The organism is Canibacter zhoujuaniae (assembly GCF_011752005.1).
In the GTDB taxonomy this organism is placed as follows: domain Bacteria; phylum Actinomycetota; class Actinomycetes; order Actinomycetales; family Microbacteriaceae; genus Canibacter; species Canibacter zhoujuaniae.
Window position 1 is genome coordinate 128,082 of the sequence record NZ_JAAIJZ010000003.1, and the last position, 14,131, is coordinate 142,212.

The following is a 14,131-nucleotide window of genomic DNA, read 5'->3' on the forward strand; positions in this document are numbered from 1 at the left end:
CCTTAAAGCAGCCCCGAAAGTGTCGCCTGGCGCGCAAAAGCTGGCACTTGTGCAACAACTTCATCGAAGCGACCGCTGGCAAGCACTTTTCCATGCTCCATATAGTGCAGGCAATCAAAGTCACGCACCGTAGAAAGTCGGTGCGCAATCGCGATTACTGTTACTTCACCACGCAACTCACGAATAGCTTTTGAAATTTCTGCTTCTGTTTCGGTGTCTAAGGCGCTGGTTGCTTCATCCAGAATAAGCACAGACGGATCAGCGTACAGTGCGCGGGCAATACCAAGACGCTGCCGTTGACCGCCTGAAAGACCAATGCCGCGTTCACCGATAGTCGCTTTCAGCCCACCCGGCCGTGCTTGCGTGGCCTCCCACAACTGAGCTTTTTTCAGAGACTCGATAACCCGATCTCGGTCAATTTCACCTTTCCAGGTCAGTGCGACATTTTGCTCAATTGTTCCATCAAACAGTGATACCTCCTGCGGCACATAGCCCACACGAGAACGCCAGTCTGCCAAAACATCTGAGAGGTTTTGTTCGTTAACTAAAATGCTCCCCTCTTGCGGCACGAACAGCCCAAGCAGTATGTCAACAAGGGTGCTTTTACCAGAGCCAGATTCACCAACAAAGGCCACAGAGGAGCCCATTTTTATATCCACAGAAACGCGGTCAATAGCTGGTGTTTCACGGTTCGGATAGGTGAAACTTATGTCCTGAATAGAGAGCATTTTAGGGTCAGAATTCAGCTTTTCACGGCCCACTGTTTCACGCAGCTCTATATAGCGTTCTGCTTCCTCAATATCTCTAATCACAGCTCGCACCTGCGGGCCGTTCGCATTCAGAACGTTGATCGTCCCTTGGAAACCCGTCAACGCAGGAATCAAGCGAATTGCAGAAACAGCGAAAAGCACTACCGCATTTATTGCAGATTCATAGGTTCCCTCAACGAAGAAAGTAACTCCGCCGATAATTAAAAACCCACCGATGAGAGCGAAGTCCATTATAAATTTGGGAATCGATCCCAAAAACTGCAGGTTTGCTCGTGCTCTTGTCGCGTGAAAACGACTGTCTTGAACTACCTCAGAAACCTCGCCAAACTTATTGCGCAGGGTCACTTCTTTAAGCGCCCCCACCATATCTGTCATTAAACCTGCGGCTTTAAAGGAATAATCACGATTAACTCGACCAGCTTCCTGTGTGCGTCGCGAGAGCAACAGATATATACAAAGGGCAATTAGACCCAGATAGGTTAGCGTCGCAATAGCTGTTACCGGTTGCACAACGAATAAAATCACGACCACAACAACAGCCGAAACAATCATTGAGGGCAGACCCAAAATCGGCAAAATCATACCGGCGTTAATCGTTGCCACACCGACATCTGCCATTCTTACAAGCTGTGAGGTGCTTCTGCTCAACCGCTCTACCCACGGCGCCCCCAAGTAGGCGTCAAACAGTCTTTTACCAAGACTCATCTCAAACGCGGCAAATTTTCGGGTCGCAAACCACTGCTGCAAAAGCGAGAGAACAGTCTTTAAAAGAATCACAAAAGAAATGGTGGCAATTACATGCAGGTAATACTCTGACCCAAACGACCACTCTAAAACCGGCACCACAATTGGTTTTCCGGCAAGCACCGCAGAAACAGAAAAGGCCAGAGCCATCAGCGCCGCCACGTCTAACAGCGAAAGCAACGAGGCAACGAGAGAGTAAACGATCATATAGCGTTTAGTACCGGCCGGAAGGTACGTCAGAATTTTCCGGAAATCAACAGCCGCATACTTAACACTCATATGTTGAATCGTACTGGGTTAAGCTCGCAGACCGCCGTAGAATAGCTAACAGCCATGGATATTGTTATTGCCAGTCGAATTTATAGACCCGAGCCAGGGGCCGCCCCCATCTATTTAGGCGCCGTGGTTGATGAAGCAACCTCCCGTGGTCACAGTGTTCGCGTGCTCACAGTGAACCTGCCCAAGCGTCGCAAACGACTGCCAACCTTGGAAAAAATAAAGTCATTCCCGGTCCTGCGTGACCGTGAGGGATACGTCCGCGGCTACATCCAATACATGAGCTTCGATATTCCGCTTGCGTGCAGACTGCTATTTTCTAAAAAACCGGATGTTGTTTTTGTTGAGCCGCCGCCAACTACGGGAGCGGTGGCACGAGTGATCTGCAAAATGCGTGGGATCCCCTACGTCTATCGAGCTGCAGACCTGTGGTCGGAGGCGGCAGCGCACGCCACTAAGTCACAGACGGTGCTTAGTATTTTACGTCGGATCGAGAAGTTTGCGCTGAACGGCGCTAAAGCGTTGACGACCGTTTCATCTAACGCGCGCAATCGTATTTTAGAGCTGGCACCGGCGGCAGAGGTGATCGTGGCTGGCACAGGAGCTGATACTGACTCTTTCCACTATTCACAGGCCCCAATCTCACCCTATTTTATTTATGCCGGAACATTCACTGAACTGCACGGGGCACAAATTCTGATCCCAGCGTTTGCGAAACTGCTGCGCCAAAAGCCAGAGTTTCGTCTCATTTTTGTTGGCAACTCCACAGTTAAAGACGAAATTATGGCCGCCGCACGCGAGTTAAATATCGCCGATCGTGTTGAAATACTTGATCCGCGTCCGGTCAGTGAGCTACTCCCGTTGCTGCAATCTGCAACAGCGAGCCTAGCGACCTTAGATCCGCAAGGTGGCTACGAGTTTGCATTCACGACAAAAATTTATTCGTCGCTTGCCGCGGGCTGCCCCGTCATATTTTCAGGTGTCGGCCCGACCAAAGATTTTCTCGATGAAAACCCCGAGCTGTTTAGCCTTCACACCAACTATGCAGTTGACGAAATATATGAGGCAATGCTCCAGTTCGCAAACGCACCTCTGCACGATTCTTCCCGCCGCGCGGTAGCAGATTGGACTGCTGAGAATTTCTCTCTCAAAGCGGCGGGAAGAACAGTTGTTAACGTGCTTGAAAAAGCGGCGGCGTCTTAAGCGCCAGCCCCGAGCACGGCGCTTACACCGGATACGATCCGATCCAAATCCGCCTGCGATAGAGATGGGTGCACAGGCAGTGAGAGCACCTCTGCAGCCGCCTTCTCGGTTTCTGGCAGCTCTAAACCAGGTGCAAACTTCTCAAGCGATGGCAGACGGTGATTCGGGATCGGGTAGTAAACACCTGTGCCAACATTGTGCTCTTCACGCAGCGCACGCTGCAAGCGATCGCGTTCGGCCGCATCAACACGGATTGTGTACTGATGGTACACATGCACAGCTCCCTCGCGCACAACCGGCACGGTCACACCCGGCACGTTTGCGAGCGCATCGCTCAAAAAGCGTGCGTTGCGCTGTCGCTGCTCGGTCCACCCATCAACCTTTGTCAGTTGCACACGGCCTATTGCCGCGTGAATATCTGTCATGCGAGCGTTGAAGCCGACAACCTCGTTCGCGTACTGTGTTTCCATTCCCTGATTACGCAGCAAACGCACATTACGCGCGATTGTTTCAGTCGCACAGCTCACCATGCCGCCCTCACCGCTGGTCATGTTCTTGGTTGGGTAGAGGCTAAACATTGCAAAAGAACCGAAGGTGCCAACCGGGCGGCCGTTTAGGGAAGCACCGTGCGCCTGCGCCGCATCTTCAAAAATCTGTAAGTCAAACTCGTCTGCGATTGCCTGAATCTCATCGACCATGAATGGGTGACCGTAGAGGTGCACCGGCATGATCCCCTTAGTGCGTTCGGTCACCGCAGCGCGCACACTTGCCGGATCGAGCGTAAATGTATCCGGCTCGATATCAGCAAAAACAGGGGTTGCGCCCGTAAGCGCGACAGAGTTACCCGTAGCCGCAAAAGTGAATGATGGCACGATAACTTCGTCACCGGGGCCGATCCCGCTAGCGAGCAGACCAAGGTGCTGGCCGCTTGTGCCGCTGTTAACCGCTACGGTTGCACGCCCGCGCACAAAGTGTTCAGCGAACTCTTCCTCGAAGGCCGCAACCTCTGGCCCCTGCGCGATCATACCGCTGCGCAGCACACGATCTACCGCCGCACGCTCTTCATCACCGATAAGCGGTTTTGCCGCTGGAATAAAGTCGGTCATAACGCCCAACCTTTCATAAATAATGAGTATTCACTAGCGAGATTACCCCTATATTGCGAATTTACAACGTTTTGAATCGCTCTCTGAGAGAATAGACACATGCCGATGACCCAGAGTGCACTCAATCACGACACCTTCGTGGTGATCCCGCTCTACAACGAAGCCACGGTCATAGCTGAAGTTATCAGAGAATTAAAACAGCATTTCAAGCACGTGATTTGTGTCGACGACGGCAGCACGGATGCGTCAGCAACGCTCGCAAAACAGGCGGGCGCTTTCGTAATCAACCACCCAATTAACCTCGGCCAGGGCGCCGCCCTGCAAACCGGATTTGAATTTGCGCTGCAGCAAAACGCAGACTACGTCATTACCTTTGATGCTGACGGTCAACACCGGGTTGAGGACGCACTGCGCATGCTCGAACGGGCGCGATGTGAAAATTTAGCGATTGTAGTCGGATCTCGATTCCTGGATACGCGCACCCAACCCGGAGCGCTTAAAAAACTGGTTTTGAAAACCGCTGCTTTCGTTACGAACCTTGCCACCAGCATGAAACTCACCGACGCGCACAACGGTTTACGGCTAATTCGCCGCGACGCGCTTAAAAAAATCGATCTCAAACAGGATCGCATGGCGCACGGCACTGAAATTATTATTCAGCTCGGAAAGTGCGATCTACCCTGGGCTGAAGAACCTGTCGAGGTGCTCTACACCAGCTATTCAAAAGCTAAGGGTCAGTCACTCTTAAACTCAGTAAATATCTTGATTGACTTGGTGGTGCGTTAATGGCAATTCAGATTCTTCTGATCGTTGCGGTGATACTCGGCGTAGTATTCACTCTCAGAGCACTCCGTGGCGAGAAACAGCTCGCCATCAAAAGACTTGCTGCTTTGGCTTTCGCGCTGCTCGCAATCGTCTCGATTCTCTTTCCAGGCCTAATCTCAAAAATAGCCAATTTTCTAGGTGTCGGTCGCGGCACTGATTTGCTACTGTATCTTTTTATTATTGCCGCAGTGCTATTCGGAGGCGCTGTAATTCGCGCAAAAGCTAGAAGTGACGCGCGGGTTACCAAGCTCGCGCGTGCCATGGCACTGTCCGAGGCAAACAAGCGCTACCAATCTAAGTAGTCGCAGCAGACTTTAAGGGTGATATTGTGAGCTGGCTCGCTTTCGGACTAATTTTCATAGTAAGTATTGCTGTTATCACTATCCCCGGTTTGCTCACAGCAATCTCACTGCGCCTGACAGGCATTGCGTTTTGGGCGTGCAGCATTGCAGCATCATTCGCAGTAATTGGAATAAGCACACTAGCTGCAGGTGCATTTGCCGTCAAATGGAATATTTTGCTCCCTCTCATCGTGGGAGTCATAGTCGGAATAGCTCTGCTGCCGTTTAGACGCTGGCTGACACACTCAGAGTATGCGTCGCAGGATCCCCGTCCCGTATCTGTCACTCTGTTAGCTGTTGTTCCGCCGCTTGTCACCCTGGCGGTTTTCTCACAAAGCGTTATTAACAACATTGGGGATCCAGAAAATTTCTCACGCAGCTTCGACAACCTCTTCCATCTAAACGCTGTCACCCATATTTTGGAGGGCGCTAGCCCCTCCCCCCTTAATTTCTCACTGACCAGCACTGACGGCACAACTGGATCCTTCTATCCAACTCTCTGGCACGCGACTGTGGCGTTGATAAGCCAGTTGAGCGGCGCAAGCGTTGCTGCCGCCACCAACGGGCTAACTTTTGCTGTGGCAGGCATTGTCTGGCCGGTAGCAATTCTGTTCTTTGTCTCACCGATTTTGCCAAACGGAAAACGATACCAGTTCGCAACCGCTCTGCTCGCTGGCTTATTTCCGAACTTCCCCTACCATCTCCTCTCCTGGGGGATCCTCTACCCTTCTCTGCTCGGGACCGCTCTTATTCCCATTGCGCTCGGTGCTGTGCTGCGAGCGCTAAACATCTATCCAAACCGCACATCAAACACTAAAATCGGGTATCTAGTTTTTGCCGCCGGTGCCTTTGGGGCGTCTGCTTTCGCTCACCCTAGCTCTGCTATCGCTGCGCTCATATTTATGCTGCCACTGCTGGTTACGGCACTAATCCGCAGCTTCAAATACGCTGATGCTCGAGAAAAATACGCTGTCGGTGCGTTAACTATTGCGGTTGTGTCAGCTCTCACAGTCGCATTCGTGGTGCTCAGAACTGGAGACAACGACAGGCAGTTTAATAGAACACCATTCATAGCGCTTGCGCAGTTCCTTTTTAACACCGTTCTAAATAACAATGCGGTTGCTGTCCCCATTTCATTACTGACAGTGAGCGGCCTACTGTTGCTAATCCTGATGCGCAAACATATCTGGCTCATTGTCTCTTGGGCTATCTCAGGCGCCCTTTATATTGTGGCGGTCAGCTTCCCAGACCCTCTGCGCACATTCATTACAGGAATTTGGTACAACGATGCGCATCGCCTAGCGGCTTACATCCCAATTTTCGCTATCCCGCTTGCGGCAATCACTGTCGGGTGGATAATTGGTAAGCTCAGCAGTGCAGCGGACCTTAAGCCTGTAGCGGGCTGGCGAGAATCACTGCAGCCCGCTATCGCTATTGCAGTTGTGTTTGGGTTGCTGTTTAGCGCTGGCAAAGGCGCCTCGATATACAATCAGCTGCACGACATATACTCAACCTTCGCTGATCCGGAAAATATCGCTTTTGTATCGGATGATGAGCTGCAGCTCCTTAAGCGGCTGCCTGATGAGCTTCCTGAGGATGCTCTGATCGCGGGTAACCCTTGGACGGGAACGAGCTTCGCGCAGGCAATTAGCAACCGTGACACTCTGTTCAAACACCTGCGGTTCCAAACCACACCTGAGAATGTTAAGCTCGCACACGAATTTGCTACTCTGCCAGCCGCAGAAGCTTGCACTCTCACCAGCCAACTCGGAATTACCCATATGCTCGACTTCGGTCCTGTGATCTATGAGGTTCGAGATCAAGATGAGGTAGAAGATCTCATCCACCAGGGAATTCTGCACGCTATTAAAACAGAGGTTGATGAGAATGGTGAAGTTGTAAAACCTATCACCCTCACCCTGCCTGTCGAAACTACCGCAACCGAGTTTGACGGTGAAATGATTCCAAGGCAAAAACCCATTAATCCGGAAGACTTCCCAGGTCTCAACTATTTGGATAGGTCTCCGATCCTGACGCAAATTGATGCAGAAGGCGACGCTAAACTCTACGAAATTACCGGTTGCAACTGATCGTAGCGCTAGCATTAAGGCACGAAGAAAAGAGGAATAACATGGCATTAAAATACGGCCTCATCGGCTTAGGTATGATGGGACGTCACCACGCCCGCGTCATCCGCGAACTCGAAGGTGCCGAGCTAGTTGCTGTTGCCGACGCGATGGGCGATCCGCACAATGTCGCTGGCAGCACGCCACTCTTCGACTCTGTTGACGGCCTGATCAGCGCCGGTATCGAAGTAGCGGTTGTTGCTGTGCCAACCGGATTCCACGAAGCCGTTGGGCTGAAGCTCGCCGCTGCCGGGGTGCACTCTTTGATTGAAAAGCCGGTCGCGCACAACTTAGAAGCGGCAGAGCGGCTGGTGACTGCGTTTGAAGAGGCTAATCTCACCGCAGCTGTCGGCCATATTGAACGCTTCAACCCGGCGCTAATTGAGCTGCGTAAACGGATAGCAGACGGTGAGCTTGGTGAGGTGTATCAGATCCAAACCCGCCGTCAGGGGCCTTTCCCAGTCCGCATTGCAGACGTTGGTGTTGTGAAAGATATTGGCAGTCACGATATTGATCTCACCGCGTGGCTTGCTCAGTCTGCTTACCAACATGTTGCGGCAGAAACAACCCATCGCTCGGGGCGCGAACATGAGGATATGGTCGCGATCACCGGCAAGCTTGAAAACGGCATTATGGTCAACCACATCGTTAACTGGCTCACTCCGTTTAAGGAGCGCACCGTCGTTGTGACAGGTGAGCGTGGCGCTATGGTGGCCGACACCCTCACCGCTGACCTCACATACTACGAAAACGGTGTTGGCGAGGGAGACTGGCACGCCGTTACCAGTTTCCGCGGCGTCAGCGAAGGCACCGTAACCCGTTTTGCTTTGAATAAGACAGAACCGCTAAAGAACGAACATGAGGCTTTCCGCGATGCGATTCTGGGAGTTCGTCAGGATCATGTCACCCTGCGTGAAGGTCTTGAAACTCTGCGCATCGTAGAAGCCGCTTTAGAGTCAGGCAAGTCTGGTAAAACCATAGAATTGATGTAACTATGTCCCATATAGCTGAAAGCGCATATATCGGCGAAAACGTCACGCTCGGTCAGAATGTGAAAATCGGCCCCGGCGCGGTGATACTCGGCCCTGCAACCATCGGTGACGACGTCTTTATTGGTGCGGGGGCGCAGATTGGTGCGCCCGCAGAAATTTCCTCTCTGCCGCAAAACGCCGCTTGGGCCGGCGAGACCGGTGGAGCTGGCGTGGTTATCGCAGCCGGTGCGGTGGTGCGCGAACTTGCGGTTATTCATCAGGGGAGCCACCGCCCAACATATGTGGGCAAAGATGCTTGGATCCTAAATCGTGCCTATCTGGCGCACGACGTACAGATCGGTGATGGCACCACCGTTTCCGCGGGTGTCTCGATTGGCGGGCACTGCGAAATTGGCGAGCGGGTCAACATTGGCATGAATGCGGTCGTGCATCAGCGCAGGGTGATCGGCGGCGGCGCAATGGTCGGCATGGGCACGCCAGTAACCGCGGATGTGCCGCCGTTCGCGAAAGTCTTCGGCACCCCACCACGCATCAAAGGCATTAACACTGTTGGTCTTGAGCGTGCGGGGTTCGCACCAGAGTTGAGTGAGACTCTCGCGCTCGCCTATCAAAACCAGACACCCCTAACAGCAGCAGAGCTGCAACAAAAACTCGAATCACTGCAAGAACTGGTTGACTGGTGGGCTGAGCGTGCCAGCGATAAGGTTATGCAGGTTGGGTAGGCACGATGAGCGACTCCACTGAATCATACTCATACGAGGCGACCATTCCCTCGCTGCGACCAGAAATTGCTGAGCAGCGTGAGCAGGCAATGTCTGCCCACTATGCGCAGTATAAAAACCATCCTGAGTTTCGCCGCCCCGGTCACAGCCGCGGCCTCATAGACGTCTTCAAAAACCGCTATCTGCTCTCGCTCCTGACCAATAAAGGAATCGCGACACGGTATTACGGTTCCGTGCTCGGCTGGGTGTGGTCGTATATTCGACCAGCAGCACAGTTTTTGATGTACTACCTCGTAGTGGGGCTGGTGTTCGGCGCAACTCGCGGCATCGACTTCTATCCCATCTACCTGTTCTGCGGCATCGTTGGGGTCGGCCTATTTTCTGAAATTCTCAGAAACGCCACCTCGAGTATCGTCGACAACAGAGGCCTTGTGCGCAAAATTTTTCTACCGCGCGAGCTCTTCCCTGTTTCGTCAACCCTGGTGGCAATGGTGCACTTTCTGCCACAAGCCTCGCTGCTGCTCATAATCGCAATTATCTTTGGCTGGAAGTTCAGCTTCACCGCCCTCTTATCACTTCTCGGCGGCGTGCTGCTACTGCTCGTCTTTGGGCTGGGTGTCGGCATGTTCTTCGGCGGTATCAACGCTATTTACCGCGATGCAAAGAATATTGTTGACCTAATTCTTATGTATTCCACCTGGGCCAGCCCGGTGCTCTACAGCTTCCAAATGATTCGCGACATTGCGCCGAGTTGGTTCTATCACATCTATATGTCAAATCCGGTAACCGTTGCGATCGAGCTGATACACGATGGTATTTGGTTACCAATATCACCAGGCGCTGAACGTCCAGGGCATATGTCGATCTATATTCTCGCAGCAGTTGGTATTTCGATTCTGAGCCTGTTCTTTGGGCAGCTGTCATTCCGTAAGATGGAGGGTATCTTTGCACAGCGACTCTAACTTCCCGGTTGTTGATCCAAACCTCCCAAATCCGATGGAGGCACCGCGGCCAGGCGATACTTCTCCCCCGAGAATTGTGCTCAACGGGGTCACCAAAACCTTTGCAATTAAACACACTCAGTCAATGAAAGAAACCTTTGTTGCAAAGATTCGTGGCAAGCAAACATCCAGTAAATTCGAGGCGTTAAAAGACCTCACATTCTCCGTACCCGAAGGGCAGTCCGTCGCGGTTATGGGGCACAACGGTTCAGGCAAATCAACCACTCTAAAACTGCTCTCGGGTGTTATGCAACCCGACGGCGGATGGGTGCGCACCCGCGGCACACTGGGCGGCCTACTTGAGGTTGGCGCGGGCTTTCACCCGGATCTTTCCGGACGCAAAAATGTGTATCTCAACGCCGCAATTTTGGGTATGAGCCGCGAAGAGGTTGATGCGAAATTCGATGCGATCCAAGAGTTCGCTGAGATCGGTGAATACATCGACACTGAAGTAAAATTCTATTCTTCCGGCATGTACGCAAGGCTCGGTTTTGCAGTAGCGATCCACACACAGGTAGACACGCTGCTTGTTGACGAGGTGCTTGCTGTCGGTGATGCAAATTTCGCTAATAAGTGTATGGATCGGCTGGAAGAGCTGAAGGAACGTAACACCACCATGTTTATTGTGAGCCACAATGCAAAGCAGGTGAAGCGTCTCTGCGAGCGCGGGATCGTGCTAGATCACGGCCGCAAAGCGTTTGACGGCCCGATTGACGAGGCTGTCGAGTTCATGCGGGAACACAACCGCAGATAGGCAGCGTAAAGTGCGAAACTCGCGCTACCCGATTCTGCGTCCCACTGCGGTGCGCAGCGCGGTTAGAGTGAGGTTGATCGATTCAACGTCGATACGCTCATTGTGCGCGTGAATGCGTTCACGGTACTGTTCATACGTCCACTGCGGGCTGAGCACAGCAAAGCCATAAGCCGGAATGCCAAGCTCTCTGTAAAAGCGACAGTCGCTGCCGCCGGCGGCCAGGAGCGGGATCGTGGGGGCGCCAGAAACCTCAGTTGCAACCTCAGTCAACACCTGAAAAAGATCGGAGCCGGTTGGCGACTGTGTGGCCGCCCACCCGAGCAGGTGTTTAATCTCAAAATCCGCACCCAAAGGCGCGAGTGTGTCACGCAAAATCTCATCAACCGCTGCGTCGTTAACACCGGGCAGAGTGCGAATATCTAGGGTTAGTGTGCCGCTTGCGGGAATCACATTGTGTGCGGATCCCGCGCTTACCTTGGTTGGCGCAAACGTCGTGCGCGAAATTGCATGCGCATAGCCAGCAATGACACCGAGCTGTGCGATCCCTTCTGCAACGGTGCTCGGGTGCCGCAGCTTTTCAGCTACGGTTTCATCACTGACGCGAGCGGTCACAAACGCCTGCCATGTTTCACCCAAAACGACAGGGGCTTTAGCTTCGCGCAAAAGTCGTTCTGCTTCTGCCAAAACCGAAACCGCGCCATTTGATCCGAAAGGAATAGAAGCGTGGGCGGGCACACCTTTAACCTTAATTTTGCGGCCGGCGCTGCCCTTTTCCCCCACTTCGATAGCCAGGTGATTACCGAACCGCATGCCGCCGGATTCACCGATAATCTCTGTTACCTCACGCACGATTGGGGCGTTCTGCAAAAGCCATTTAATGCCGCGCTCACCGCCTGCTTCTTCGTCGGCTACGGCGATCAGCAGCAGATCCCCGCGTGGTGGGCGACCGTCTTTAGCCGCGAGCGCGACTTCACGCAGAACAGTCGCAAATGAGGCGGTCAGAAAGAGCATATCGACCGCGCCCCGACCCCAAACTTCACCGTCGATGAGATCGCCGCCGAAGGGGTCGCGCTCCCAGGCCTCACGCTCAACTGGAACAACGTCAAGGTGGCCGAGCATGCCAACCTTTGGTGCGTTAGGATCGGTGCCCTTCACGCGCGCTACCAGCGAGCCACGGCCCGGCAGTGCTTCATAGACCTCAATCTCGGCGTCAGACCCGGCAAGGAAGTCTTGCAGCACCCGGACTGCCCGAATCTCCTGTCCGGATTGGTCTGTGCCGTCGTTCACACACGCTGCACGAATCAGGTCTTGCAGCAAAGTTACTGTTGTATCGAGCGGGTCAGCGATCATTTTGTTCCCCTTTCGCCCGGCAGACCGTTTGCCACAAAACGACTAAAAATTTTACGCTTCAAAGCTGCCGGAAGCAAGCGATAGGTGCCCTTAACTGCGCTGTTCACAATGAAACGCACAGGGCCGATAAACCCCGCCCGCAGCAACTGCCATTGAATGCGCACCTCGGTTATCAATGGTTCGATACCGCCACGACGCTTATAAACTCCGCTCGCTGTCGTGTCGCCAACGTTGTATGCCAGCAGTGGTTCAGCAAGATTATCGACTTTTGACCCGTTTGCGAGCATCCGAATAACGAGGTAGTAATCTTCCATCGATCCCATCTCGTCATAACCGCCAACCGCTTCAACCGCGCTTTTGCGGTACAGCATGGTTGGGTGGTTTACGGGATTGTGAGTCCGGATGTGTGTCCGGATAGCGGCGCCGGTGGGCGGCACTCGACGCATCCCGGGCGTTGTGTGATCGCTGCTGAACTCATACATGCCGGTGCCGAGCAGGTCAAGGTTGTCACGCTGCACCCGCGCCCATTGGGTGGCGAAGCGCTCAGGCAGGCTCACATCGTCTGCATCCATGCGCGCAACATACTCGTAACTGCAGGCTGCAAGGCCGTTATTGAGCGCGGCGCCAAGCCCCTGATTGCGCGCAAGTTTTATGATTTTCGTGCGGATCGGCGCTGCTGCCGCGATTGTTTCAAGCATTGCCGCAAGCTCCGGGCTCACCGGACCGTCTTGCACGATAACCGCTTCTGCGGGGGCTAAGGTTTGTTCCTGCACGGAGCTTTCGAAGGCGCGTTTCAAATCGTGGGCAGTATCACCGGCATAAACACTCATCAGCAGCGTAAAGGGAGCAGTTTTCAGTGTGTTCTCTGTCTGCTTAGCGTCACTCATGTTTTGCTGCTCCAGTCGGCTACGGTCTTTCTTTTGAAGGTGGGCTCTTCTAGGTGCGCGATGACCGCCGCCACATCATCCGGCACCCCAGCACCCAGTAGCACCTCACTGTTGTAGCGTGGTTTTGTGCCGATCCCGTCACGTAAACCCCTGCGCAGACAGTTCGCGAGCTGTTTGCGATTCGTGGAATTTTTTACTGTGCGCAGCCAGCGCCTAACTGTTGCTGCCCGGTAGGCGTTACGCTCCCAGAGCTTTAACGCGCGCGACTGATTAAACACCCAGGTCTTGTTGCGCACTTCAAAGTAGAAGCGCTCACCCGGGTCTGTGTCGCTAGAGCCACGAAGTTTAGTTTTATGTGTGACAACCGAGTCTGGCACGAAAAGACCTCGCGCGCCACGCAACAGCCGGGCGGAGTATTCAAAATCATCGTTCCAGAGAAAGTAGTCTGCAACGGGAAGCCCTTCTGCAAGAATTCGCGGCACTCTAAGAAATGCGGATACGAAAGAAATAGAGCGGATCTCAGTGCCGCCGGCAGCGGCCGCACGCTTTTTCTCACGGTCAGCGGCGAGAATCTTTGGCTTAGGGGTGTTCATCGGGTGGTTATTGCCGTCCGTCCAAACAACCCGCGACCCCATAACAGCGAGCGAATCTTGACCGGCTGCAGCGAAACGAGCATGCGCCTGCAGCGCGTTTTCAAGGGCATCAGGGTGTGGCACCGTGTCATCATCCATAACCCAGACCCAGTCGCTCATCCGACCGTCACTATCCGGCAGCAGCGCGGCTGCGATACCCACCGTAAAACCACCGGCGCCGCCAGTATTCTGTGTGAGCTGAATCAGCCTGCCGCGGTTGCCCCAAACGGCGATAAAATCGGCTGCCAGCTCAGTAGCGCCATCATCGCTGGCGTTATCGACGACTATCAGTCTGTCTGGGCGTCGGGTTTGGGCACCCAATGCGGCGAGCGCTTCGCGCAAAAGTTTCTTGCGGTTGTATGACACCAGCACCGCGGTGACATGCATTTCAACTGGATTCAC

Annotated in this window: 13 protein-coding genes; 8 read left to right on the forward strand and 5 right to left on the reverse strand. The window is 53.5% G+C overall.

Annotated elements, in window-relative coordinates:
• Positions 1-2: 2 nt before the first annotated feature.
• Positions 3-1,793, reverse strand: coding sequence for an ABC transporter ATP-binding protein (locus HCR00_RS06075; RefSeq protein WP_167143696.1), 1,791 nt, complete (start codon positions 1,791-1,793; stop codon positions 3-5).
• Between the two features lie 54 nt (positions 1,794-1,847).
• On the opposite strand from HCR00_RS06075, the gene HCR00_RS06080 reads away from it, so the two are divergent.
• Positions 1,848-2,993 (forward strand): glycosyltransferase, encoded by a 1,146-nt coding sequence (locus HCR00_RS06080; protein ID WP_167143699.1) that lies wholly within the window; start codon positions 1,848-1,850, stop codon positions 2,991-2,993.
• Here the strand turns inward: HCR00_RS06080 and HCR00_RS06085 are convergent.
• Entirely contained in the window at positions 2,990-4,099 is a 1,110-nt protein-coding gene (locus HCR00_RS06085; protein ID WP_167143702.1) for a DegT/DnrJ/EryC1/StrS family aminotransferase, read from the reverse strand. The two genes, HCR00_RS06080 and HCR00_RS06085, sit on opposite strands and share 4 nt — an antisense overlap.
• 105 nt (positions 4,100-4,204) lie before the next feature.
• On the opposite strand from HCR00_RS06085, the gene HCR00_RS06090 reads away from it, so the two are divergent.
• The 7 genes from HCR00_RS06090 to HCR00_RS06120 are packed head-to-tail and all read left to right on the forward strand — an operon-like array spanning position 4,205 to position 10,860.
• Complete coding sequence (locus tag HCR00_RS06090) at positions 4,205-4,885, forward strand: glycosyltransferase family 2 protein (protein ID WP_167143705.1); 681 nt, start codon at positions 4,205-4,207, stop codon at positions 4,883-4,885.
• On the forward strand, positions 4,885-5,226 hold the full coding sequence (locus HCR00_RS06095; RefSeq protein ID WP_166986737.1) for a DUF2304 domain-containing protein: 342 nt from the start codon (positions 4,885-4,887) through the stop codon (positions 5,224-5,226). The genes HCR00_RS06090 and HCR00_RS06095 overlap by 1 nt, the downstream gene beginning before the upstream one ends.
• Before the next feature lie 26 nt (positions 5,227-5,252).
• Positions 5,253-7,355, forward strand: coding sequence for a DUF6541 family protein (locus HCR00_RS06100; protein ID WP_167143708.1), 2,103 nt, complete (start codon positions 5,253-5,255; stop codon positions 7,353-7,355).
• A 41-nt stretch (positions 7,356-7,396) separates the two neighbouring features.
• Positions 7,397-8,383, forward strand: a complete 987-nt coding sequence (locus HCR00_RS06105; RefSeq protein ID WP_166986729.1) for a Gfo/Idh/MocA family protein — start codon at positions 7,397-7,399, stop codon at positions 8,381-8,383.
• 2 nt (positions 8,384-8,385) lie between these two features.
• Positions 8,386-9,105 (forward strand): DapH/DapD/GlmU-related protein, encoded by a 720-nt coding sequence (locus HCR00_RS06110; RefSeq protein ID WP_167143711.1) that lies wholly within the window; start codon positions 8,386-8,388, stop codon positions 9,103-9,105.
• Positions 9,106-9,110: 5 nt separating this feature from the next.
• Entirely contained in the window at positions 9,111-10,067 is a 957-nt protein-coding gene (locus HCR00_RS06115; protein WP_243854571.1) for an ABC transporter permease, read from the forward strand.
• Complete coding sequence (locus HCR00_RS06120; protein ID WP_341747200.1) at positions 10,051-10,860, forward strand: ABC transporter ATP-binding protein; 810 nt, start codon at positions 10,051-10,053, stop codon at positions 10,858-10,860. Before HCR00_RS06115 ends, HCR00_RS06120 begins: the two co-directional genes overlap by 17 nt.
• A 24-nt stretch (positions 10,861-10,884) precedes the next feature.
• Here HCR00_RS06120 and HCR00_RS06125 read toward each other — a convergent pair whose 3' ends face one another.
• From HCR00_RS06125 to HCR00_RS06135, 3 genes are read right to left on the reverse strand one after another with little or no spacing between them, the layout of a single operon-like run.
• Positions 10,885-12,210 carry a M20/M25/M40 family metallo-hydrolase gene (locus HCR00_RS06125; RefSeq protein WP_167143714.1) on the reverse strand — a complete coding sequence of 442 codons (1,326 nt, stop codon included), beginning with the start codon at positions 12,208-12,210 and terminating at the stop codon, positions 10,885-10,887.
• A complete protein-coding gene (locus HCR00_RS06130) occupies positions 12,207-13,097 on the reverse strand; it encodes a glycosyltransferase (protein WP_243854572.1) in 891 nt (296 codons plus the stop codon). The genes HCR00_RS06125 and HCR00_RS06130 overlap by 4 nt, the downstream gene beginning before the upstream one ends.
• On the reverse strand, positions 13,094-14,131 hold the full coding sequence (locus HCR00_RS06135; protein ID WP_243854573.1) for a glycosyltransferase: 1,038 nt from the start codon (positions 14,129-14,131) through the stop codon (positions 13,094-13,096). The genes HCR00_RS06130 and HCR00_RS06135 overlap by 4 nt, the downstream gene beginning before the upstream one ends.

Coding starts and splice junctions, on each gene's coding strand:
- HCR00_RS06075 (WP_167143696.1), bottom strand. CDS start 1,793: ATGAGTGTTAAGTATGCGGCTGTTGATTTCCGGAAAATTCTGACGTAC.
- HCR00_RS06080 (WP_167143699.1), top strand. CDS start 1,848: ATGGATATTGTTATTGCCAGTCGAATTTATAGACCCGAGCCAGGGGCC.
- HCR00_RS06085 (WP_167143702.1), bottom strand. CDS start 4,099: ATGACCGACTTTATTCCAGCGGCAAAACCGCTTATCGGTGATGAAGAG.
- HCR00_RS06090 (WP_167143705.1), top strand. CDS start 4,205: ATGACCCAGAGTGCACTCAATCACGACACCTTCGTGGTGATCCCGCTC.
- HCR00_RS06095 (WP_166986737.1), top strand. CDS start 4,885: ATGGCAATTCAGATTCTTCTGATCGTTGCGGTGATACTCGGCGTAGTA.
- HCR00_RS06105 (WP_166986729.1), top strand. CDS start 7,397: ATGGCATTAAAATACGGCCTCATCGGCTTAGGTATGATGGGACGTCAC.
- HCR00_RS06110 (WP_167143711.1), top strand. CDS start 8,386: ATGTCCCATATAGCTGAAAGCGCATATATCGGCGAAAACGTCACGCTC.
- HCR00_RS06115 (WP_243854571.1), top strand. CDS start 9,111: ATGAGCGACTCCACTGAATCATACTCATACGAGGCGACCATTCCCTCG.
- HCR00_RS06125 (WP_167143714.1), bottom strand. CDS start 12,210: ATGATCGCTGACCCGCTCGATACAACAGTAACTTTGCTGCAAGACCTG.
- HCR00_RS06130 (WP_243854572.1), bottom strand. CDS start 13,097: ATGAGTGACGCTAAGCAGACAGAGAACACACTGAAAACTGCTCCCTTT.